A 21,223-nucleotide genomic window follows, 5' to 3' on the forward strand; every position below is an offset into this window, starting at 1 on the left:
TTAAAAGAAAGAGGTAATTTACATAAAGCTTATTAACACAAACCCGCCGATTCCAGCCAATACACCGTACAGCAAGGCAGGAATCAGTGTTTTTCTGATGATGGTTCCTTCTTTCCCTGATAGGCCGACAACTGCGGAAGCCGCAACCACGTTATGGACGCATATCATATTTCCGGCTGCCCCACCGATGACCTGGAGCGCTAACACAATATTGGTGTCTAAGCCGGTCTGTTCTGCAATGCTGTATTGGATGGGTGAAAACGTCAGTGTCGACACAGTCGCACTTCCCGTGATAAATGCCCCCAGCTCCCCTAGAAATGGGGCCGCAAACAGCCAGGCCGGACCGATGGCAACCGCTAAAGCCTGCGCGATGTAATTCGGCATGCTGACCAAATCGTTGATGTTTATACTGGAATTGGTGAAGACCTGTACCAATGCCAGTGTAGAAATCAACGCCAGTCCGGCATTTTTAATGGAAAAAAGAGATTCTTTTGCTGCCTTTGTAAAATTGGAAAATGGTTGGCGTTGGAAAAAGACGGCGAGCACAGCAGCCAAAACCAGAATCGTTCCAGGTGAATATAAGATTTCCCATTTCGATGTGATGCCTTCTATCCCCAATATATTGTTCCAAGTCAGGTTAATTGCGGTCAGGGTGAATTCTTTTACGGGAGGCAGGATCCGTGTAATCAATAACAAGCCTACGACCACGAAATAAGGAGACCATGCCGTCAATAATCCCATATTCGACTTTTCCGTTTCTACTTTAAATCCATCCTGTAAAGCATCTTTCCATTGTTCTTTCGGCAATAGCCAGCCTTTTTTTGCGGTGAATGCCGCAAAAGCCAAACCTGTCAGCGAAGCCAGAATCGCCACAAACTCATGGCCGAACAGCGTTGCATAAAGCAATGCTGATGATGTATAGGTCAGACCCACAAGCAATGTCCATGGCAGCATTTCAAAAATAGCCGATAACCCTTTGCGTTTACCAAAAATCAATACCAGCATGATCACCAGAATGGAAGGAATAAACGTACCGGCAAACATATCAATTGTCGCTATCTTGACGCCGATTTCCTGAAAAAAAGACAGGTCCGCATTCGGGATATTGCTTAATCCAACTTGGATCGGTGTACCAACCGCTCCGTAGGAAACCGCTGAACTGTCCGCAACCAATGCCAATACGGCCGCTGCAAGCGGATTAAAACCAAGCGCCAGCATCAATGGCCCCGTCACGGCAGCAGGTGTACCGAATCCGGCTGCCCCTTCGATCAACGAACCAAATAAGAATGCCACTAGGACAACCTGGACACGCATGTCCCCCGAAATACTTTGAAAACCTTGATTGATCCGCTTGACGGCCCCCGTATGCTTTAATGTGTTCAACAAGACAATTGCGCCAAATAAAATCAATAGAATGGTGAACGCTTTATGCGTGCCTTGAAGAATGGAAGCAAGAATTACGTTCCCTTCCATTCCCCATGCCGCAAAAGCCAATACAATGACAATAATAGCGCTGAAAAACATACCTTTTAATGCAGACATCCTTAGAATGACTACGAAAACGAATGGTGCAATAATCGCGCTCAAGGCCACAAGCAATAGCATAAATTCAGTCTCCCCCATTTTTAAAATAATTTCCCCATTTGATAAAACGCTTTCATTTTATAAGAAGCAGGTCATCAGATGACCTGTTGTTACTTTAGCTAATATTTTGAATTTAGTCAATATTTTTTCTGTTTAATTGTTTGTGTGCCAGGTACACAAACAATTCCCTTTTAGATGAAACAACAAAAAAGCGCTGCCACTACCTTTGCAGGTAATTGGCAACGCTTTTTCAATACGCTTTTACTTGTTTGTCCGTTTATCTGAAACCTCTTTGGAATGCTCTTTTGCATCCTGCATTTCCTCTTTGCCATCTTTATAATCCGTAGCTTCGTTTTCTTTGTCGAATACTTCCTTCGTTTTCTTGACGGCCTTATCGATAGCTGACTCCGGAGCGCCGCTTGCCTGTTCTCCCGGTGAACGACCTGCTGTGCCTTTTCTTGCCATTGGTGACTCCTCCTATTTGTAGGTTTTTATGATAGTCTACCCCATACACCCGATACTAATCCTCTCTTCAGCATTTTCAGGCCAATTAAACAAGCAAATGTTCAACTCTCTGCCACCGAAAATTGATATTCAATTTATATTCATCCCTTATGATGGATCAGAAATATTCTACATAGAAAGAGGGGAAAGAAACATGAACAAATTCCTGAACCCGATCACGGATTGGGTATCAACAAAAAAAGGCATGTGGATTACCATCATCGCTTGGCTTGTGCTGATGATTGCGCTCAGTATGGGCCCAACGCTCAACGACTACAAGGTAGCAAACTTCCAGTCGCTGCCCGATAATGCCCAGTCAATCATCGCGGACCAGAAACTGAAGGAATATTTTCCGGACGACCAAGGGACGCCCGGCATTCTCGTTTTCCATAACAGCGAAGGCGATGTCAATCCCGAAACTGTACAGGAAATTCTGGCAGGCATCACAGAGGCAGACATTGAAGGCATCGACTCGATTGTCGACATCAGCCAATTGCCCCCTCCTGCTTTGGAAGGATTCTTCTCTGAAGACAACACGACCATGATCATTCCAATGTCACTTGAAGCAGGGCTCGGCAGTGCCGACTTTGCGGAAATCAATGACAAAGCTTCTGAAATCGGAAGCGACATTGCCGCAGATTCGGGCAGTATGGAATTCTACGTCACCGGTCCCGCCGGCATTGCTGGCGATACCGTGAAATTGTTTGAACAAGCGGACTTTGTCTTGCTGATTGCGACCGTGCTGATCATCCTCGTGCTGTTGATCGTCATTTACCGCTCGCCACTACTCGCATTCATTCCGCTGCTCGCGACCGTGATTGTCTACCAGGTGGTCAACCAGACACTCGCCTTCATGGGTGCCGGCGGCCTGGAGCTGACCAGCCAAACCACCTCGATCATGAGCATTCTGTTGTTTGCGGCTGTAATCGACTACTCGCTGTTCGTGTTCTCGCGCTTCCGCGAGGAACTGAACCATTACGAAAGCAAACATGAAGCCATGAAATATGCCATGCGCGCAACAGGTGAACCGGTATTCTTCGCCGGTGGCACAGTTCTTGCGGCGATGCTGGTGCTGTTCTTTGCGGACTTCCGCGACTATGCGAACTTCGCACCGATTTTCGGGACAGCTGTATTCGTCATCATGATCGCTTCGATCACATTGATTCCAGCTTTATTCACCCTATTCGGCCGTAAAGCATTTTGGCCGAAAGTGCCGAAATACGGGGAGGCAACAGGAGTGAAGCACGGCATCTGGGGACCGGTGGCAAAATTCGTCGTCAACAAGCCCTTGATTTCTGGTGGGCTGGTCGCCCTTCTGATGACCGTTTCCGCATTGAATGTCGTGAACCTGGAATTCGAATTCGATACGGTGAAATCATTCCCGGAAGACATGCCGTCCCGTGTCGGCTATGAAATTGTTGAACAGAAATTCGACAAAGGCGAAATCGCCCCTTCTTCCCTGCTCGTTGTCGGTGATGAACCGATTACTGATAGCGCGGCTGCCGCTCTTTCTGAAGAGCTGACCGCTTATCCGGAAGTCGCTTCTGCCCGTTTATCCGGACAAACGGAAAATGGAGAAGCCGTGAAATACACGATTGCACTTTCGATGAATCCTTATTCGGCAGAAGCCCTTGATTTTGTGGAGCAGCTGCGGAACGACAGCGGTGCTTTGCTGGACCGCGCTTCCATTGACGGCGAGACGCATTTTGGCGGCATTACACCGAAACTTGTCGATGAACGGGATGTCAACAACACAGACATCTACAAAATCGTTATCCTAGAAACACTGCTGATTCTAGTGCTGCTGCTTGCATTGACCCGTTCATGGAAAATGCCGATCTATATGATGGCAACGATTTTATTCTCATATGTATCGGCGCTTGGGCTGGGGATTTTCCTTGTCGATGTGCTGTTCGGCTATGAGGCCATCAGTACGCGCGTGCCGGTGTATGCATTCATCTTCCTGGTGGCGCTGGGCATCGACTACAACATCATCCTGGTGTCACGTTTTATCGAAGAGCGAAAATCACGGAAGGTCAAAGATGCGCTGGAAATCGCCATCAGCCATACAGGCGGTGTGATTTCTTCTGCCGGCATCATTCTGGCAGCCACGTTTGCAGCTTTGACGACCATGCCGATCGCTGATTTGTTCATTTTCGGCTTTATCGTATCGATTGGCATCCTGATTGATACCTTCCTGGTGCGCGGATTGCTGCTTCCGGCGTTGATACTGTTTTTTGAAAAAGACCAGTAAACCCGGCATAATGGAGAGAGTTGAAAGCCCGGTCTTCCTTATGCCGGGCTTTCTGATTGTATGGGAGGAATCCACATGAAAATACTCGTCGTGGACGATGATATCTATATTCAGCAACTCGTAGCAATCCACCTCGGCAAAGAAGGCTATACCGTGTTTAAAGCAAACGATGCGGAACAGGCTTTGCTGCTGCTCGAGGACCAGCTCGTTGATTTGGCCATCGTGGATGTCATGATGCGGGGCATGGACGGTTTCCAGCTGACGCGCATCCTGACGCAGGATCTTGGTATTCCCGTAATCCTCCTGACGGCAAAAGGACAGCTGGAGGACAAGGAAAAAGGCTTCCTGTCCGGCACCGAGGATTATATGGTCAAGCCTTTTGAGCCGAGGGAATTGCTGTTCCGCATCGCGGTGGTGCTCCGCCGCTCCGAGCGGTCCGTTCAGGAAAACCTGCAGGCGGGCAACCTGGCGATCAACCGCCGGAATTTCGAAGTGACGATCCGCAATGAAACCGTCATCCTGCCTTTGAAGGAATTCGAACTGTTGTCGCTGCTGGTGTCGCGCGCCAATCTGGCCACTCCCCGCGGACTGCTGATGGACTATGTCTGGGGCGAAGAACACGAAGGCACTGAAATGACTTTGAATACCCACATCAACCGGATCCGCGACCGTTTAAAGCGCTATGGCGCCACTGTTGAAATCCATACACTGCGCGGCATCGGCTATAAGCTTGAGGCACCGAAATGAAAACTTTGTACCGGCAATTCACCGTGGCAACCTTGTTCATCCTGGCCATCAGCATCCTGATCGGCTTCACCATCGCCAATATCTTTTATGTGACGGTCACTAAAGAAGAAACGATCGAACAAAACGTCGCCATCGCAGAAGAAATCGTCAGCACTGTGGAAAATATCCCTTATTCCGATGAAAGCTTCACCGGCTATATGCAGGCCGTTGCGAAGCTCGGCTATCAGATTGCGCTCGTCGACAGTGCAGGAAACACGCAGTTTTTCGGTGAACCCTTTGACGACACGGCCTTTCCAGAATCCGCCACCCGAGTCCTGACGGAAAATAAAACCTATACCGGGCTGGACAATCTTAAAGACGAAATTTTCATGATCGGCCACTTCACCAATGAACTGCAGAACACAGTGGGCGTCCCGTTTGAAAGAGGCGGTGAACGGTACGGCCTGTTCATCCGTCCTGATACCAAGCTCGTATCGACCGATATCCATTCTGTGCTGATCGGTTTTGTGGCAGCGATTGCGCTTGTCAGCATCATCGGCATGATCTTTATGGCGCGGCAATTGACGCGTCCCATTGTTCAGCTGACTGAAGCGACCAAACACATCGCGCGAGAGAACTACAGCTTTCCACTCGACATCCGGCGAAACGATGAAATCGGCCAGCTATCGGAAAGTTTTAATCTCATGCAGACACAGCTGCAGCACAACGACCTGGCGCGCAAATCCTTCATCAGCAATGTGTCGCATGATTTCCAGTCCCCGCTCATGAATATTCAAGGCTATGCAGACCTGTTGAAGTCACCCGGCCTTGCCGATGAAGACCGCTTTATCTATACGTCCATCATTGACGAAGAAGCAAAACGGCTGTCCAGTCTGACTCGCCAATTGCTGCTGCTGACATCGCTCGACCAAGGCGCTTATCCGATGAAAGTGAAAGAATTCCAGTTGGATGAGCAATTAAAAAGCGTTGTCCGGAAATACCGCTGGCGCCTTGAGGAAGAAGACATCAACTTGTCTTACCAACTCGCCCCCATCCGGTTCAGCGGCGATGCCGAGCTGCTCGACAATGTCTGGGACAACCTGCTGACCAACGCCATCAAGTACAATAAACCCGGCGGCAGCATCGAAATCACCCTGCAGTCAGACGATGCAGGCGTCACTATAGCATTCAAAGACAGTGGTCTGGGCATTCCGGAAGACGCTCTTCCACAGCTGTTCGACCGTTTTTACCGGGGCGATGCTGCACGCAAAAAAGACAGCACCGGACTCGGCCTGTCGATCGTCCACCAAATCGTTACCTTGCATCAAGGCGCCATCCGCGTCAATAGTAAAGAAGATAAGGGCAGTGAATTCATTCTGACCTTCCCGCATCCCGATCCCAAACAAATATAAGTTGGAGGTTTACTCATGGAAAAAACTTGGAGTCTTCGTTTAATACGCTTTTCAGCAATATTCGGCTTGTTCGGCACATTTCTCGGTTCACAGATGGCTGGGGAAATGGATTATGCACTGCGCCCGATCCACGCCCATATCCTGCTCGTCGGCTGGCTGTCAGTCTTTGCCTGGGGTATTTTCTACCGGGTCTACACGATCAAATACAAAAAACTGGTCGCTATCCACAGCGTACTCGGAATGGTCGGCGCCTTCACGTTGACTGGTGGCATGTGGCTGTATAACTTGAATCCGTTCAATTGGAATGAAACCTTTGTCATGGTCCTTTTCATCGTAGGCGGCAGCTTGTTGCTGCTGGCCTTCCTGCTGTTTTTGATCATTACGTTCTTGACGGAAAAAGAATAGAACGCAAAAAATCCACTGGAGAAAAGCCATGCTTTTCCTCCAGTGGATTTTTTTGGTTGATCTAGTTTTCACGTTAATAAGGACTAAGATTTTATTCCATTAGCCAAAAATCGCTTTCCCATCCTTCATGCCGATTGGCAGCGAAGAATGCTCATGGATAATCTGCCAGGAACCCTCTATTTTTTCCAGCACAAACGTGAAGCGGTTACTCATCTTTCGGAGTTCCTTGCCCGTCTCATCAAAAGCCGCGAAGCTGATGGAGCAATGGACATGTGCAAATTCCACATTTTCTTTTATCACTTCGTCGTGCAGCGCTGCCCGAAGCAACTCCCCTTCTTCCAATCCCCCAAACCAGTCATCCACCAGGGCCTTCCACTGTTCAATCCCATCGTATTGCCATTCCTGCCAACAGTCGAAAATATGAACGTCCGGCGCATACCCTGAAAGAAACTTCTCGACATTCTTCTCGTAAACGGCGTCCTCGTAGTTTTTAAGCACATCCTGTACATCAGTGAACATACGACTCCTCCTTTAGGATACTTTTCTACCTGAGTATCTTTCGCCGAGACTCATCTGATTCCCTTCATTCAATAGATAAAAAGCCTTTAATCTATGAGATCAAAGGCTTTTTATCTGGATGCCCGTTATTTCGGCTGCCAGGTAGCTGTGGTCATTTTATACGAATCAGCGTTTCTTCTTTTCTTAAAACTCCCCGATCACCTTCAATGCCTTCAAAGCCAGCAGCAGATCGAATTGCTTCTCCGAATCACGCAGGTCGACTTTGCCGATTTCGCTGATCCGGTTAATGCGGTAACGCAGACCGCTTACCGACAATTGAAGATTCGCGGAGGTCAGCTCCAGGTTGCCGCCATTCATCAGGAACTCGTAAAGGGTGAGCATATAGTCTTTTTGCTGCTCGGAAGCGCCGTACAACTCACCTAATTGAAGTTCGGCAATTTTTCGTATCGCTGTTTCTTCCTGCGAATGCACAAGGATACCGAGGATTCCTAATTCATTGAATGACATCGTTGGCTGATGGGTTGTAGTGAACCGGGCCGCTGTCATCGCTTCCTTCATTTGATCGGTTACATGACTAAGGTCATTAGACGTAGAACTGACACCGACATGGCATTGAATTTTCGGATAGGCACGCTTGATCCGCTCATGGAAAAGGGTCGGACCATTTTCCAGCAGAGCATGGCTTGTTGACTCCGGAATAAAGCACAGAATTCCATTTGCGCGCTGAACCTGCAGCACTTCATAACTGCGCTCGTGGAAGAACTGTACCACTTCTTCATAAATGTTTGTGAATGTCGACAGATTGTCCTCTTCGTTGAATTCGCTGTAGCCGAGTGCCAAATATGCGACATGGTAATCACCCGACGCATCAATATTCAACAGATTCAACTCGCGGACAATCTGTTCTTTCGACTCAAAGCCATCCGTCAGCATCTTCTCGAACAGAATCCCCCTGGTCCGGGCATTGGCTTCCATGATGTTCCGATTATTCAAGTACACCAACGTACTGATGGATGTCAGCCTGCCAAGAATCATGCGGTCTATTTCTTCTGGCTGCTGGTCATCCTGTCCATAGATGAAGGAGCAATAGCCGGCTATCTGATTTTGTATATAAATTGGAGCCGTCAGACGGCTGATATGTTCAAACTGAAATAAATCCGTTTTTTGGATGGGCCATTCTTTCAGCCGATTATGGAAAGAAATCTGCAGGTCAGCAGCCTTTTCCAGTGTGATGTTTTCAAAATCCGTGATTTGGCCTTTCTGGTTTTCGATGATGATTGGTTTTTTAATGTACCTCTTTAAAATGCTTAAAATATTCTTTAAGCTATTTGATCGGATAAGCTCTTCAGTCAGTTCATTGTGGATATCGATGACCATCTGAAGCCGGTTCCGCTCTTCTTCAAGCTGCAAAAAACGAGGGGCACCTTCTTCCGGATCTGCTCCTATAAAACTATCGTACTCGTCTGGATGCCAATCTTTGAGCAGTTTGCCTTCCCATTGGCAGGCAGCATCTCCGCTTGCTTCACACGCGTGTTCCTTGAAAAAGACATCTTTGCCGATCAAGGCGGAGATATAGCCGCTGGCAAACCCGCAAAGCATGTAGCAAACGGGTTTTACAGCGGCAGTATCTTCTTTTATATAGTGTTCCGCTTCAAAAGAATTGGTCCATCTTCCTTTGAACAGAACAGAGACTACTTCGTCCCCAACAATTTCAACCTTCTTGACGTCAATGCAGACATTTGCCTGCCCCAATGCTTCATGCATTTCTGCCCCTTGAAGCATTTGGGATATCAAATCCAAATCCCCCCGCTGGCTGACAGTTCGCGCCATTTCCTCACCCTGCGACCAACCAAACTGGAAAAAGTTCTTTTTGACTTTTGCTAAGCCAAGCATCTTAATCAATTGCTTCTGCCAGGCTGAAAAAGCCGCCAATGGCAATTCGACTGAGTCACGTTTCCGAAGTTTTTCAAATGGTTCATTCCCCGTGGTTGCCCACGTTTGCTGGTTAGAAGTCAATTTCTGTCCCATTCACTTTCCCACCCTTCAGTTCAAGGCAATGCAGATGTTTTTCGCTTCGGTGAAAAATTCCAGGCTGTGCTGTCCGCCCTCACGACCGATTCCGCTCTTTTTGAATCCACCGAACGGCGCGCGCAGATCCCGGACAAACCAGCAATTGACCCAGATGGTGCCGGCTCTCACTCCATGAGAGATGCGGTGGGCCCGCTTCAGATTTTCTGTCCAGACTACCCCGTTCAAGCCATAATCTGTATCATTGGCAATGCGCAATGCTTCTTCTTCTGTATCAAAAGGAATGATTGTCACAATTGGGCCGAAAATCTCTTCCTGGCAAATCCGCGCTTTCGGGTCTTCGTGCAGATAGACCGTCGGCTGAAGATAATAGCCATCTTTAAGATGAGCCGCCAGTTCCGGCGTGCCGCCTCCGGTAATCAAAGTTGCCCCTTCTTCTTTGGCAATCTCCAAATAAGATTTCACTTTTTTGAAATGCTCTTCACTGACGAGCGGCCCCATTTTCGTTTCCGCTGCTTGTGGATCGCCTACCACTAAAGCTTCTGCTGCAGCTTTGTATTTTTCGATGAACGTGTCCAGTATCGAACGTTGCACCAATATCCGGGAACCTGCCAAGCACACTTGCCCAGAATTCAGGAAAGCCGCTTGGATCGAAATGGGGATTGCTTTATCCAAATCTGCATCTTCAAAAACAATATTAGCTGCTTTGCCGCCCAGTTCAAAGGCGAACTTTTTCAGCGTATCTGCGCCGTTGCGCATAATGGCTTTCCCCGTTGCTGTCGATCCGGTGAATGAAATCAAGTCGACATCGGTATTTTTCGTAATCGCAGTTCCAACGATGCTGCCTTTGCCATGGACGATATTGACGACGCCATCCGGGATGCCTGCCTGCTTCGCGATTTCTCCCAGCAAGGAAACCGAAAGTGGCGTCATTTCCGCTGGCTTGATAATGGCTGTATTGCCTGCCGCCAGACATGGACCGAGCTTCCAGGTGGTGAGCATGAATGGAGCATTCCATGGTGTAATCAATCCCGCAACGCCTACCGGCTCATGGCGTGTGTAATTGATGTACGCATCTTCCATCGGATAGGTTTCCCCGCCCTGCTGTTCCATGAAATCTGCGAAAAACTTCAGATTGTGCGCTGCACGCGGAACTTCTGCTGCAATTGCATGGCTGTATGGTTTTCCGACATCCAATGCTTCCAGACGTGCGATTTCTTCTTTGCGCTCCAGGATGATTTCAGCCATACGGCGTATTTTCGCGCACCGATCTGCCAAGGTCATGGTGCGCCAAGGCCCATTTTCAAACGCTTCCCTTGCTGCCTGGCATACTTTTTCGACATCCTGTTCTGTCGCTTCCGAAACAACAGCAATCACTTCCTGTGTTGCCGGATTTTTGACTTCGAATGTCTGCTGGTCGGAAGAAGCTTCATAATTTCCGTTGATGAAATGCTGAACTTGCCTTACTGTAGTTTCGACTGTAGTCATCTCGATTCCTCTTTTCTTTTTGAAATGGACTGTCCCGCAATCCCCCAATGTGTTTTCGGCACTTCCGTAATCAGTACGCGTACATTCTCCTTCGGTGCATCCAGCACCTCGGATACGGTCGCGGTAATATCAAAAATCAGCTGTTCCACTTTCTCAGGTTCCCGTCCTTCAGCAATCGTGACTTGGATAAATGGCATATCGTTCACTCTCCTGTCTTAAAACTGGCGTTAATGGTTCCGAAGCCATCGAATGCGGCTGAAAAATGATCGCCCGGTTCAATGTGGACGGCCTGCGTGATGGCACCGCTCAAGACGACTTGGCCTTTTTTGATAAATTGGCCGCGCTTGGCGATTTTATTAGCCATCCAAGCAATGGCGCTAGCCGGGTTGCCCATGACTGCAGCGAGTGTGCTGGTTGCCATGACTTCTCCATTTTTCCGGAAGACGATTCCAGTCAGGCTCATATCTACAGCATCCGGTGGCAACATCTGATTGCCGAGAATATAGCGGCAAGAAGATGAATTATCCGCCACTGCATCCAGAAGGGTGAATTTAAACGCTTCAAAACGGCTGTCGATCACTTCGAATGCCGGCAGCACATAAGCGGTTGATTGAATAATTTGTGCAGCTGTTATATAGGGTCCCTTGACATCTTCTTTAAAAACAAAAGCCAGTTCTGGTTCCAGCTTGCCATGGATAAAGCTGTCGATTGAATGAGTCTGTCCCTCGTCCAAACTCATGTTTCTCAGCAGGACGCCGTATGAAGGTTCGTGGACGCCCATCATCTGCTGCTTTGCTTTGCTGGTCAGTCCGAGCTTCCATCCGGAAACACTGGTTTCTTCTTCGCAGCATTTCTTGTCGACCAAGAGCTCCTGGACATCATAAGCCTTGTCTTCGTCAAAATCCGGAAACTCTGTCGCAAATTGCGGCAAAGTGTGGACATTCTTTTCCGCCTGGAATAAATCCTCTACTGCTTTTTCCAATGATGCTGTTTTCATTTCATATTCCCCCCATTTGAAAAGCTGGCAGATACTGAACCCAAATGAGCAAATTCAGCGGTAAATGTATCTCCATCCTGTATCGTAAGGGCAGCTGTAAAAGCACCCGTCAAAATGACTTCACCGGCAAACAGTGACACATCGTAATCCGATAAGGCGTTTGCCAGCCAAGCGATGGCATAGATTGGATTGCCCAGAACTGCGGCACCGGTAGCCGATTCGAGGTATTTCCCATTCTGGTAGAGATTCATTCCCAAACAGCTCAGGTCTAGTCCTTCCAGTTTCGTCGGTTTTGTCCCCATCACCACCAAAGCGGAAGAGCCGTTGTCTGAAACCGTGTCTTCAAAACGAATTTTCCAGTCCTCGATGCGGCTGTCGATGATTTCGATGGCAGGCACTATGTAATCTGTTGCATTAATCACATCTAGTGCTGTAATGTTCGGGCCGATCAGATTTTCTTTCAAGACAAAAGCGATTTCACATTCCACTTTTGGCTGCAGCAATTTCTTAAGCGGCACCGTGTCCCCGTCTGCATACATCATCGTATCGAACAAATGGCCGTAGTCCGGCTGATCAACACCGAACATGGATTGGATCGCTTTGCTCGTTGCACCGATTTTCTTGCCGACAACCCGTGCACCTTGCGCTTTTTTCTGTTCTACATAATTCAATTGAATTTGGTAAGCATCCGACAAAGAAATTGACGGAAAGCGTTCCGTGAAGGGGGCAATCGGTTTTTTCGATTGTTCGGCTTCAATTAATTCATTTGCAAGCTGTTCAACTGCAACCATATCCGCACTCCTTTCTTCTAGGAGAAAAAGCCGTCAACAAAGCTCATCAACGGCATTTTTTTCATTTGACTAATTCTTTTTGCTGCAATTCGAGCGCGACATCCAAAATCCAATCTTCCTGCCCAGCAACTGCACCGCGGCGACCCAATTCTTCAATGATCGCTACCGGATTAATATCGAATCTGACAGCCGCTTCTCTAACATGCAGCAGGAAGCTGTTATAGACTCCGGCATAGCCGGAAGCCAGATTATCCCGGTCGATGACGTTCGGGTATTTGAATACCGGCGCAACCAGCTCTTCTGCCGTATCCATCAGAATCGTCAAGTTGATGCCTGTATCGATTTTCATTTTATTCAATACGGCGATCAGCACTTCAGTCGGTGCATTGCCGACACCGGCGCCAAGTCCGCGCAGCGTGCCGTCGATTTGATCGGCTCCTGCTTCCAGGGCGGCAACCGTATTGCCAATGGCCAGCCCCAAATTATTATGGGCATGGAAACCGACATTGACCGACAAGGCATCCTTCAATGCCGATACCCGCTCGCGGACGCTTTCCGGAACCAGGGCACCTGCAGAATCCACAACGTAGACACAGTCTGCACCATAGCTTTCCATCAGTTTTGCCTGCTTAGCCAATACTTCAGGTGGCTGGGTATGGCTCATCATCAGAAATCCGACTGTTCCAAGCCCGCTCTTTTTCGCCTGTTCGAAATATTGCTGGGAGACATCCGCTTCAGTGCAATGCACCGCGACACGCAAGACATCGACCCCGTATTCAGCAGCTTTGAGGATTTCCGGGCGCGTACCGATTCCCGGTACGAAAAGCGACGCAATCTTGGAATCCTTTTTATTCGCGATCGCCTGTTCAATCAGCAGCCATTCGTCATGAGTCGAGAATCCTTGCTGGATCGTCGAGCCGCCAAGACCTGAACCGTGGCTGACTTCAATGACCGGCACCTTGGCCTCTGCCAGGCGGTTGACAATTTGTCCGACAAACTCTGGAGTAAAGGAATGGCTGACTGCATGGGAGCCATCCCGTAATGTCGTATCGGTGACGATTAGTGTCTTCATGCAATCACGCCTCCTTTCTTCAATAAATGGCTGGCAAATTGTTCGCCGACCTGTTGGGCAGCGGCCGTCATGATATCGAGGTTTCCAGCATAGTTAGGGAAAAAATCCCCTGCCCCTTCTACTTCATTCATGATAATGACGGTCGGCAGTTCGCCCCATGGTGTATGGCGGACGTCGATATAAGGTTTACCTTTTAACCGGTAGCCTGGCACATAGCGCTGGACTTCCGCCACGATTTCATCAATCGAAGCAACCACTGCCGCTTCATCGGTTTCTTCCTGAAGCACCGCATAAACAGTATTGTTCATCATGATCGGCGGTTCGGCAGAGTTGATGACCGGTATTGCACGGGCTGTTTCCGCTCCGCCGATTTTCTGGCAGGCATTCGCCGTCGTCATCGTAAATTCATCCAGGTTCTGACGTGTTCCTGGACCAACCGAGACGCTTGAAATCGTCGCGATGATCTCGCTGTATTTTACAGGGGCTACCCGGTTCACCGCATAGACGAGCGGTGTGGTCGCCTGGCCGCTGCAGGAAATCATATTGACATTGTCCAGCTCCAGGTGATCACCGAGATTGATTGCCGGAACCACGTACGGTCCGACTGCTGCCGGCGTCAGATCGACTGCAATCATGCCGGCTTCCTTCAAGCGGGGCGCATGGGCCATATGGGCTTTTGCGCTGGTGGCATCAAAAACGATGCGAATGTCTTCAGTACCCAGAACGCCTTCTATGCCTTCAGCAGTCGTCGGGATGTTCAGCTCTTTCGCCCGTTTCAAGCCTTCAGATTCCAGATCGATGCCAGCCATCAAAGCCAGTTCCATCGCACCGTCCGTTTTAAGGATTTTATACATCAAATCCGTCCCAATATTCCCTGATCCCAATATGGCTACTTTGATTTTATCCATGAGTACCTCCTATTATTCAGCGGCTACTTTTAACGGAACAGTTGCTGGTGCTGGTGTGCCGTAATTCCAGAACGAATCAGGGAACACTGCACCAATCCATGTATCTCCGTTGCCGGGAACATCTGCCATTTCCCATGTAAGTGTTTTCCAATCCGGATCGAAAATCAAATAACCAGCATCTCCGAACAATTCCACGCGATTTCCGCTTGGCTCGTAAACGTACATGCAGAAAGCCTGGCTGACACCGTGTTTGTTTGGTGGGATTTCAATAAAGTAATCATGATCCTTGAGTAGGTCGGCTACATCATATAGGTTCTGCGGAATGCCGTACCAATAGCAGACATGGTGCAGTTTTCCTTTCGCTCCGGTCGGCTCCTGCATAAAGGCGATTTCATGCACAAGATTGGAAACGCTGTTCCATGTGCCGATCACGTGATCATTATCGACAATCTGCTCACGAACCTTAAAGCCGAGTGTTTCCACCATAAAGTTCGTATCTGCAGCCGGATTGCTCGACATCAAGTTGATATGGTCCAAGCGGCGTACAGGAACTCCGTGTTTCGGGCGTTTTTGGCTTCTTGACATCAGTTTCGAATGCTTATCCTCATGGCAATCGTAATATTCAACTTCCCAGAAAATTTCCATATTATGGCCATCCGGCGTTGTAAATTGGTAAGCTGGACCATGTCCGTATTCTTCATTCGCCCAGCCCGTACCGCGTCCGCTTTCCTCCAACGCTTTGACTCGGCGTTCCAGCGCCTGTGGTGAAGTTGCACGCCAAGCAACATGGCCAAGACCCGCTTCTTCTGCTTCTGTCACAATCAAGGAGTATTTATAATTGTCTTCATAGGCTCTTAAATAAGTTTTATGTTCTACTTGATCGACTATTTCCATCCCGAGCATGTCTGTATAAAACGTGATGGTTTCTTTTGGCGTCGGCGACAAGACCTCTACATGGGCAATCTGGGCAACATCAAAAATGGGTTCTTTAAATTGGTTTGTCAATTCACTTGTCATCTTTATTTCCTCCCTTTTTTAGAGGACCGCGTATTGCGGATCCAATTCTGCATATTTGCCGCATGTAAACAGTAATGGTTCACCGTCTTTGGTCACCATTTTTTCGACTTTACCGATAAAGATGGTATGGTCACCTGCTAAAATTTCCTGTTCGACTTTGCAAACTATTTGGACGAGCGCATCCTTGATCATCGGAAAGTTAGTAGCTACATCAAACCGGAAAGCTTCATCACTTGGAATTTGTCCCGCAAACTGTTTCGAGATATCCAGCTGGTCTTTCGATAAGACATTGACGCCGAAGCGCCCACTCGCTTTAATCAATTGGAGCGTCTGCGCTTTTTCTCCGATGGAAACTGCGACCAATGCCGGATCGAGCGAAATCGACATGAAGCCATTGGCTGTCATCCCGTGGAAGACACCTTCCACATCTGTTGAAATCACGGTGACCCCGGTTGCGAATTTACCCATTGCGTTACGGAATTCACGACTATCCATTAAGACCCCTCCTCAAGTTGTAGGAACTTTTTCTTTCCATACGGCATTTGTCCAGCCGTTCAAATCATAATCGCTCATCGCTTCATCGACCAATGCCTTGAACGATTCCGCATTGCCTGAGCCGATCGAGTGATACATGGCTTCTACACGGATATTCTCGTGGTTTCCTGCATAGTTCACTTCATACAATTCGTGGCGTCCTCCGAATTCCGTGCCGATCGAATCCCAGACCATTTTCAGCAGCTTGACGCGATCTTCAGCCGTTGTATTGGTCCCTTTATAATATTGATCCAAATAAGGACGAATTTCCGGATTCAGGAAATCTGCAGCGCTTGATGGCAACTGAATCAACCCGCCTGCAACCACCTGTTCGAATATCTTTTTGACTTTGGTCCATACTTCCGGAGCAAGCACGCGATAAGCGTTTGCGGCCACGCCGTTTGGAATGGCGACACCGTTGCGTCCGATATCCGGATTCATCGCCATGGAGTCCGACAAGCTCCAAATCATATTGCGCATCGCGACGACTTCACCAATATTGGCCTGGACACCTCGGAATTGATGAGTTCCGGATGCTTCTGTCGCTTTCATCAACAGACCCGTCATGAAATCCAGCTTGACCCCTAAGCGGGCACAGCCATGGAAACTGAAGCGGTTGACGAAATGCGTTTCAGCGACAAAATTATTGGATACTTCCACATTGTTATAAGCCAGGATGTTTTCCCATGGGATGAAGACATTGTCCAACACGATGACAGCATCGTTTTCATCAAATCGGCTGGATAGTGGGTAGTCAAACGGCGTTCCATTTGTCTTTGCCTGCAGTTCATAGGATTGCCGGCTGATCATCTTCAAGCCCGATGCATTCATCGGTACCAGGAAAATCAGCGCGTGGCTGATGTCCCCACCTCCGAGTTCTTTCGGTCCGTAGTTCGCCACGAAGTTATAGTTTGTCAAAGCTGCTGCCGTCCCCACCATTTTGGCACCGCTTACAACAATTCCGTCTTCACGTTCTTCAACTGCCCGAACGAATACTTCCTTGTTTTCATGCAATGATTTGGAGCGATCCATCTGTGGATTGATGACCGTGTGATTGACGAAAGGCAAATCTCTCGAGGCTTTTTTATACCAGGCTTTGGCATTGTCCTCATAGCCTACGTAATAATCCGAATAGGCTTCAAGATGCCCCAGGAAGGAAGCTTTGTAATCCGGTGTTCTTCCCATAAAGCCGAAATTCAATTTCGACCATTCAACGATGGCATCCCGAGCGCCAACCAGATCTTCTGCTGTACGTGGAGTCTTAAAGAATTTATGTGTGCGGTCGCCATGTTCATTGATCGTTGTCAGCACATCCTGTTTGGCAGGATCGTGCAAAGCATCGTACATCCGTGCATATGACAAAGCTGAATTCCGATAAGCTGGGTGAGTCGTTACATCATCGATCTTTTCCCCATTGAGGTATACCACTCGCCCATCCCGCAAACTTTCAAGATACTGTTCTCCCGTTAACATGCAATCACTCCATTTCGTTTTTTGTTCGTAATGTAGGCCATACATTTGTTCAAACTATACAACGCAATGAAAACGCTAACAACGACACGAGCTGCTGATAAAACAAGATGATACTGACAGTAATTGTCTGAAAAATCAAATAATAAATATTGTGCCTCTCTTCGCTCCCTTTTATATTTTGGGATACTTGATTAACCCCCAGATTAAACCCACCCCACCCGGGTATATACCTAATGAAACCATCAATCCATATCGAAAAAGGAGAGATCATTCATGATCAGCTACACAGACAAAGTGGTCATCATCACAGGCGGCGGCTCCGGCCTCGGACGCGCCGCAGCACTTTCCATCGCCAAACTGGGCGGCAAACTGGTACTTGTTGATATGAATAAAGACTCGCTTGAGGAAACCAAAAAACAGATTCTCGAAGCTGCTCCAGAAGCTGAAATGGAGCTGATTGAAGCCAATGTGACAAGTGAAGAAGACGTTAGAAATTATGTCCAGATTACGATGGACACCTTCGGGCGGATCGACGGGTTCTTCAACAATGCCGGCATCGAAGGCAAACAGAACCTGACAGAAGAATACGGCTCTGACGAATTTGAAAAAGTGATCAGCGTCAACCTCAACGGGGTTTTCTATGGCATGAAGTATGTCCTGAAAGTCATGAAGCAGCAAGGCTACGGCTCCATCGTCAACACCGCATCCGTCGGCGGCATCCGCGGCGTCGGCAACCAGTCCGGCTATGCAGCAAGCAAGCACGGTGTCGTCGGCTTGACACGCAACTCGGGCATCGAATACGGTGAGTTCGGTGTCAGCATCAATGCCATCGCCCCTGGTGCCATCATGACACCGATGGTCGAAGGTTCCCTGAAACAAATGGCGGGCGACGACTGGGAAGCAGCCGGCAAGGAATTTGTCAGCGTCAACCCGATGAAACGTTTCGGCAAGCCAGAAGAAGTCGGCAACCTCGTCGCATTCCTATTGTCGGACGCAGCAAAATTCATCAACGCATCCGTCATCCCGATTGACGGCGGGCAGTCCTATAAATATTGATCGTATAGAAACTCAAGCTGCAGCGCTGTTCACTACCCACAGCGCCGCAGCTTTTTTATGCCTACATCCACAACAAAAAAGCTGTTTAAAAGCGGCGAACCACTTTTAAACAGCTTTATTTCATAAACTAGAAACCACCAGCAACGAGTAAAAGTTAAACACTCTCCACTTCAACCGGTTTCTTCTTATTCAAACGCTCAGGCTCTTCCATATTCTCCATAATGGCTTCGCCTTCCACGTCGATGTTCGGAAGGATTCTGTCCAGCCATTTCGGCAGATACCAGGCAGCATCCCCCAACAGGATCATAACCGCCGGCACAATCATCATCCGAACGATGAATGCATCAAACAATACACCGAACGCCAATGCCATCCCCATCACTTTGACCATCGGATCAGATGCCATCATGAAGCCAGTAAATACGGCGATCATGATCAGCCCGGCAGCTGTGACAACGCCGCCGCTATCCCGAAGTCCAGCAAGTACGGCTTTACGCGCATTGCCGGAATGGGTGTATTCTTCACGCATGCGGCTGACCAGGAACATTTCATAGTCCATCGCCAAGCCGAACAGGATTCCCACCACGATGATCGGCAGGAAGTTCAGCACCGGTCCGGCAGCTGCAAAACCGAACAATTCATGATAGTTGCCGTCCTGGATGACCCACGTTACAAATCCGAGCGTGGCACCAAGTGACAGCACGAATCCAAGAACCGCTTTCAACGGCACCAAAATCGAACGGAAGACGATCATGAACAGGATGAACGCCAATCCGATGATCAATGCCGCAAAAATCGGCAAGGCTTCACTGAGTTTATCGGAAATATCGATATTCGCTGCAGTGGTTCCTGTAACCAATAGCTCCATGCCGTCTTTTTCATATTCCGCAGAAGCCGTACGAATTTCATTCACCAAGTCTTTGGTTTCTGAGTCATTCGGTCCGGTCATCGGATACAGCTGGATGACCGCCATATCGCCAGTTTCTTTCGGAACGACATTGGCAATATAATTGACATTGTCCATCGCCGAAATATCCTGCTGCAAGGTTTCCAGCTTCGTCATCACTTCTCCATCGTCATCTGTCGCTTTCGCAACAATGACGAGCTGGGCGTGATACCCTTCACCGTAAGCTTCCTTCAATAAATCATAAGACTGCCGTTCGCTGGTATCTTCTCCGTAGAATCCATCATCCGGCAATCCGAGTTCCATATGGAAAAATGGAATCGAGATCACAGCGAGTACGATGGTTCCTGCAAGCGCCACAGCGACCGGGAACTTGTTGATCAGTTTCGCCCAGCCGTTCATGTACTTGCCGGACAATTTCACGCGTTCTGCAAAGCCTTCGCCAAGCGTCCGCTTGCGGTCAACCGGCGGCGTCATTCGATTGCCGAACAACGAAATGACGGCCGGAACGACTGTGATGGCGACGATGATGGCGATGAATACACAAAGCGCACCCGTAAAGCCCATCATGGCCAGGAATGGAATCTGCGGAATCGCCAAACCAATCAATGCAATGACGACCGTCAAGCCGGCAAACACAACCGCACTTCCTGCCGTTCCGTTGGCGATCGCAATCGCCTGGTTAACGGAATAGCCTCTCGCATACTCCTGGCGAAAGCGCGACAGGATGAATAGCGCATAATCGATTCCGACGGCCAGTCCGAGCATCGCTGCGAGCGACAGGCACACCGTTGAAATCGACGTAAAATTCGTCCCGAAAACTATGCCGAGAAGACCGATCACCAGGCCGACTCCAGCTGTAACGATCGGCATTCCTGCAACCAGCAGTGAACCGAAAGTAAAGAACAGGATGATAAACGCGGCCATTACCCCAAGAACTTCCGTCGCGAACTCCATCTTGAATGGATTCACTTCGACGTCTCCGGATAATTCCGTCTGGATTCCGGCGTCTTCCGTAATCGTGATGGCTTCTTGAACCAGGTCAATCGAGTCCTGCGAAACATCTACCGCTGCAGAATCGTAGGAAACCATCGCAAACGCAATGGTTTGGTCTTGGCTGTAGTTCTGCAGCATTTCCGGCGTATAGATCATCTCTACCGCATCATCTGTCTGAACTTCTGCAATCACTGCATTAAGCTCCTCCTGAATATCCGCATCCAGCAGTGTTTTTCCTTCAGGAGCTTTGAAGACGATGTGAATCTGTCCCCCGGCGTTCCCTACTTCCGGAAATTCTTCTTTCAACAATTCAATGGTCTCCTGCGAAGAAGTACCAGGAATCGATAAATCCTCATCAAACTCAAATCCAAATCCCGCTACCAGGCCACCCATGACGAGAAGCAAGGCGATAGCTGCGAAAATTACAGCTTTTGCGTGCCGAATCGACCATTGGCCCAACCGATATAAATACTTTGCCATCAATAAAAACCCCTTCCAACTTTTCTATTATAAAGTAAGAAGGAGGAGAGCATTCACCAAAAAAAGTCAGCTTTA

At 48.6% G+C, this 21,223-nt stretch carries 19 protein-coding genes; 5 read left to right on the forward strand and 14 right to left on the reverse strand.

The genetic code is table 11. From position 1 onward, the window contains the following. Positions 1–18 precede the first annotated feature (18 nt). Both AC1MEO_RS09190 and AC1MEO_RS09195 read right to left on the reverse strand, forming a co-directional pair. Positions 19–1,605 (reverse strand): L-lactate permease, encoded by a 1,587-nt coding sequence (locus tag AC1MEO_RS09190; RefSeq protein ID WP_480335804.1) that lies wholly within the window; start codon positions 1,603–1,605, stop codon positions 19–21. A gap of 240 nt (positions 1,606–1,845) precedes the next feature. Beyond that, positions 1,846–2,049 carry a hypothetical protein gene (locus AC1MEO_RS09195; RefSeq protein ID WP_480335806.1) on the reverse strand — a complete coding sequence of 68 codons (204 nt, stop codon included), beginning with the start codon at positions 2,047–2,049 and terminating at the stop codon, positions 1,846–1,848. Between the two features lie 193 nt (positions 2,050–2,242). Here AC1MEO_RS09195 and AC1MEO_RS09200 point away from each other — a divergent pair, with 193 nt between their 5' ends. The 4 genes from AC1MEO_RS09200 (at position 2,243) to AC1MEO_RS09215 (ending at position 6,885) form a co-directional block, all read left to right on the forward strand. Beyond that, on the forward strand, positions 2,243–4,342 hold the full coding sequence (locus tag AC1MEO_RS09200) for an MMPL family transporter (RefSeq protein ID WP_480335807.1): 2,100 nt from the start codon (positions 2,243–2,245) through the stop codon (positions 4,340–4,342). A 75-nt stretch (positions 4,343–4,417) separates the two neighbouring features. Further along, positions 4,418–5,089 (forward strand): response regulator transcription factor, encoded by a 672-nt coding sequence (locus tag AC1MEO_RS09205; RefSeq protein ID WP_480335808.1) that lies wholly within the window; start codon positions 4,418–4,420, stop codon positions 5,087–5,089. Further along, positions 5,086–6,480 carry a sensor histidine kinase gene (locus tag AC1MEO_RS09210; RefSeq protein ID WP_480335810.1) on the forward strand — a complete coding sequence of 465 codons (1,395 nt, stop codon included), beginning with the start codon at positions 5,086–5,088 and terminating at the stop codon, positions 6,478–6,480. Before AC1MEO_RS09205 ends, AC1MEO_RS09210 begins: the two co-directional genes overlap by 4 nt. A gap of 15 nt (positions 6,481–6,495) precedes the next feature. Continuing rightward, the gene (locus tag AC1MEO_RS09215; protein WP_480335811.1) at positions 6,496–6,885 is read left to right on the forward strand and encodes a hypothetical protein; all 390 of its coding nucleotides are present in this window, start codon (positions 6,496–6,498) and stop codon (positions 6,883–6,885) included. A gap of 99 nt (positions 6,886–6,984) precedes the next feature. On the opposite strand, the gene AC1MEO_RS09220 is transcribed toward AC1MEO_RS09215, so the two are convergent. The 11 genes from AC1MEO_RS09220 to AC1MEO_RS09270 form a co-directional block, all read right to left on the reverse strand. After that, the gene (locus AC1MEO_RS09220) at positions 6,985–7,404 is read right to left on the reverse strand and encodes a YybH family protein (RefSeq protein WP_480335812.1); all 420 of its coding nucleotides are present in this window, start codon (positions 7,402–7,404) and stop codon (positions 6,985–6,987) included. A 183-nt stretch (positions 7,405–7,587) separates the two neighbouring features. Next, positions 7,588–9,432 carry a helix-turn-helix domain-containing protein gene (locus AC1MEO_RS09225; RefSeq protein ID WP_480335814.1) on the reverse strand — a complete coding sequence of 615 codons (1,845 nt, stop codon included), beginning with the start codon at positions 9,430–9,432 and terminating at the stop codon, positions 7,588–7,590. Positions 9,433–9,447: 15 nt separating this feature from the next. Further along, a complete protein-coding gene (locus AC1MEO_RS09230) occupies positions 9,448–10,920 on the reverse strand; it encodes an aldehyde dehydrogenase (RefSeq protein ID WP_480335815.1) in 1,473 nt (490 codons plus the stop codon). Further along, a complete protein-coding gene (locus tag AC1MEO_RS09235) occupies positions 10,917–11,117 on the reverse strand; it encodes a 4-oxalocrotonate tautomerase (RefSeq protein WP_480335816.1) in 201 nt (66 codons plus the stop codon). Before AC1MEO_RS09235 ends, AC1MEO_RS09230 begins: the two co-directional genes overlap by 4 nt. A gap of 5 nt (positions 11,118–11,122) precedes the next feature. Next, complete coding sequence (locus tag AC1MEO_RS09240) at positions 11,123–11,917, reverse strand: 2-keto-4-pentenoate hydratase (protein WP_480335818.1); 795 nt, start codon at positions 11,915–11,917, stop codon at positions 11,123–11,125. Continuing rightward, the gene (locus AC1MEO_RS09245; protein WP_480335819.1) at positions 11,914–12,708 is read right to left on the reverse strand and encodes a 2-keto-4-pentenoate hydratase; all 795 of its coding nucleotides are present in this window, start codon (positions 12,706–12,708) and stop codon (positions 11,914–11,916) included. Before AC1MEO_RS09245 ends, AC1MEO_RS09240 begins: the two co-directional genes overlap by 4 nt. A gap of 61 nt (positions 12,709–12,769) precedes the next feature. Next, positions 12,770–13,780: a 4-hydroxy-2-oxovalerate aldolase gene (dmpG, locus tag AC1MEO_RS09250; RefSeq protein ID WP_480335820.1), complete on the reverse strand. Its 1,011-nt coding sequence runs from the start codon at positions 13,778–13,780 to the stop codon at positions 12,770–12,772. Beyond that, positions 13,777–14,688 (reverse strand): acetaldehyde dehydrogenase (acetylating), encoded by a 912-nt coding sequence (locus AC1MEO_RS09255; protein ID WP_480335822.1) that lies wholly within the window; start codon positions 14,686–14,688, stop codon positions 13,777–13,779. Before AC1MEO_RS09255 ends, dmpG begins: the two co-directional genes overlap by 4 nt. 12 nt (positions 14,689–14,700) lie before the next feature. Further along, positions 14,701–15,705: a catechol 2,3-dioxygenase gene (locus AC1MEO_RS09260; protein WP_480335823.1), complete on the reverse strand. Its 1,005-nt coding sequence runs from the start codon at positions 15,703–15,705 to the stop codon at positions 14,701–14,703. 18 nt (positions 15,706–15,723) lie between these two features. After that, the gene (locus tag AC1MEO_RS09265; RefSeq protein ID WP_480335824.1) at positions 15,724–16,200 is read right to left on the reverse strand and encodes a flavin reductase family protein; all 477 of its coding nucleotides are present in this window, start codon (positions 16,198–16,200) and stop codon (positions 15,724–15,726) included. Positions 16,201–16,212: 12 nt separating this feature from the next. Then, positions 16,213–17,712 carry a 4-hydroxyphenylacetate 3-hydroxylase family protein gene (locus AC1MEO_RS09270; protein WP_480335826.1) on the reverse strand — a complete coding sequence of 500 codons (1,500 nt, stop codon included), beginning with the start codon at positions 17,710–17,712 and terminating at the stop codon, positions 16,213–16,215. A gap of 273 nt (positions 17,713–17,985) precedes the next feature. On the opposite strand from AC1MEO_RS09270, the gene AC1MEO_RS09275 reads away from it, so the two are divergent. Then, positions 17,986–18,768, forward strand: a complete 783-nt coding sequence (locus tag AC1MEO_RS09275) for an SDR family oxidoreductase (protein ID WP_480335828.1) — start codon at positions 17,986–17,988, stop codon at positions 18,766–18,768. Positions 18,769–18,922: 154 nt separating this feature from the next. Here AC1MEO_RS09275 and AC1MEO_RS09280 read toward each other — a convergent pair whose 3' ends face one another. Next, a complete protein-coding gene (locus tag AC1MEO_RS09280; RefSeq protein ID WP_480335830.1) occupies positions 18,923–21,148 on the reverse strand; it encodes an MMPL family transporter in 2,226 nt (741 codons plus the stop codon). Between the last annotated feature and the right edge of the window lie 75 nt (positions 21,149–21,223).

It is taken from the genome of Planococcus sp. BI3 (assembly GCF_056680115.1).

Excerpts from the sequence above, each read along its gene's own strand:
- AC1MEO_RS09190 (WP_480335804.1), bottom strand. The coding sequence starts at position 1,605 with ATGCTATTGCTTGTGGCCTTGAGCGCGATTATTGCACCATTCGTTTTC.
- AC1MEO_RS09195 (WP_480335806.1), bottom strand. The coding sequence starts at position 2,049 with ATGGCAAGAAAAGGCACAGCAGGTCGTTCACCGGGAGAACAGGCAAGC.
- AC1MEO_RS09200 (WP_480335807.1), top strand. The coding sequence starts at position 2,243 with ATGAACAAATTCCTGAACCCGATCACGGATTGGGTATCAACAAAAAAA.
- AC1MEO_RS09205 (WP_480335808.1), top strand. The coding sequence starts at position 4,418 with ATGAAAATACTCGTCGTGGACGATGATATCTATATTCAGCAACTCGTA.
- AC1MEO_RS09210 (WP_480335810.1), top strand. The coding sequence starts at position 5,086 with ATGAAAACTTTGTACCGGCAATTCACCGTGGCAACCTTGTTCATCCTG.
- AC1MEO_RS09215 (WP_480335811.1), top strand. The coding sequence starts at position 6,496 with ATGGAAAAAACTTGGAGTCTTCGTTTAATACGCTTTTCAGCAATATTC.
- AC1MEO_RS09220 (WP_480335812.1), bottom strand. The coding sequence starts at position 7,404 with ATGTTCACTGATGTACAGGATGTGCTTAAAAACTACGAGGACGCCGTT.
- AC1MEO_RS09225 (WP_480335814.1), bottom strand. The coding sequence starts at position 9,432 with ATGGGACAGAAATTGACTTCTAACCAGCAAACGTGGGCAACCACGGGG.
- AC1MEO_RS09230 (WP_480335815.1), bottom strand. The coding sequence starts at position 10,920 with ATGACTACAGTCGAAACTACAGTAAGGCAAGTTCAGCATTTCATCAAC.
- AC1MEO_RS09235 (WP_480335816.1), bottom strand. The coding sequence starts at position 11,117 with ATGCCATTTATCCAAGTCACGATTGCTGAAGGACGGGAACCTGAGAAA.
- AC1MEO_RS09240 (WP_480335818.1), bottom strand. The coding sequence starts at position 11,917 with ATGAAAACAGCATCATTGGAAAAAGCAGTAGAGGATTTATTCCAGGCG.
- AC1MEO_RS09245 (WP_480335819.1), bottom strand. The coding sequence starts at position 12,708 with ATGGTTGCAGTTGAACAGCTTGCAAATGAATTAATTGAAGCCGAACAA.
- dmpG (WP_480335820.1), bottom strand. The coding sequence starts at position 13,780 with ATGAAGACACTAATCGTCACCGATACGACATTACGGGATGGCTCCCAT.
- AC1MEO_RS09255 (WP_480335822.1), bottom strand. The coding sequence starts at position 14,688 with ATGGATAAAATCAAAGTAGCCATATTGGGATCAGGGAATATTGGGACG.
- AC1MEO_RS09260 (WP_480335823.1), bottom strand. The coding sequence starts at position 15,705 with ATGACAAGTGAATTGACAAACCAATTTAAAGAACCCATTTTTGATGTT.
- AC1MEO_RS09265 (WP_480335824.1), bottom strand. The coding sequence starts at position 16,200 with ATGGATAGTCGTGAATTCCGTAACGCAATGGGTAAATTCGCAACCGGG.
- AC1MEO_RS09270 (WP_480335826.1), bottom strand. The coding sequence starts at position 17,712 with ATGTTAACGGGAGAACAGTATCTTGAAAGTTTGCGGGATGGGCGAGTG.
- AC1MEO_RS09275 (WP_480335828.1), top strand. The coding sequence starts at position 17,986 with ATGATCAGCTACACAGACAAAGTGGTCATCATCACAGGCGGCGGCTCC.
- AC1MEO_RS09280 (WP_480335830.1), bottom strand. The coding sequence starts at position 21,148 with ATGGCAAAGTATTTATATCGGTTGGGCCAATGGTCGATTCGGCACGCA.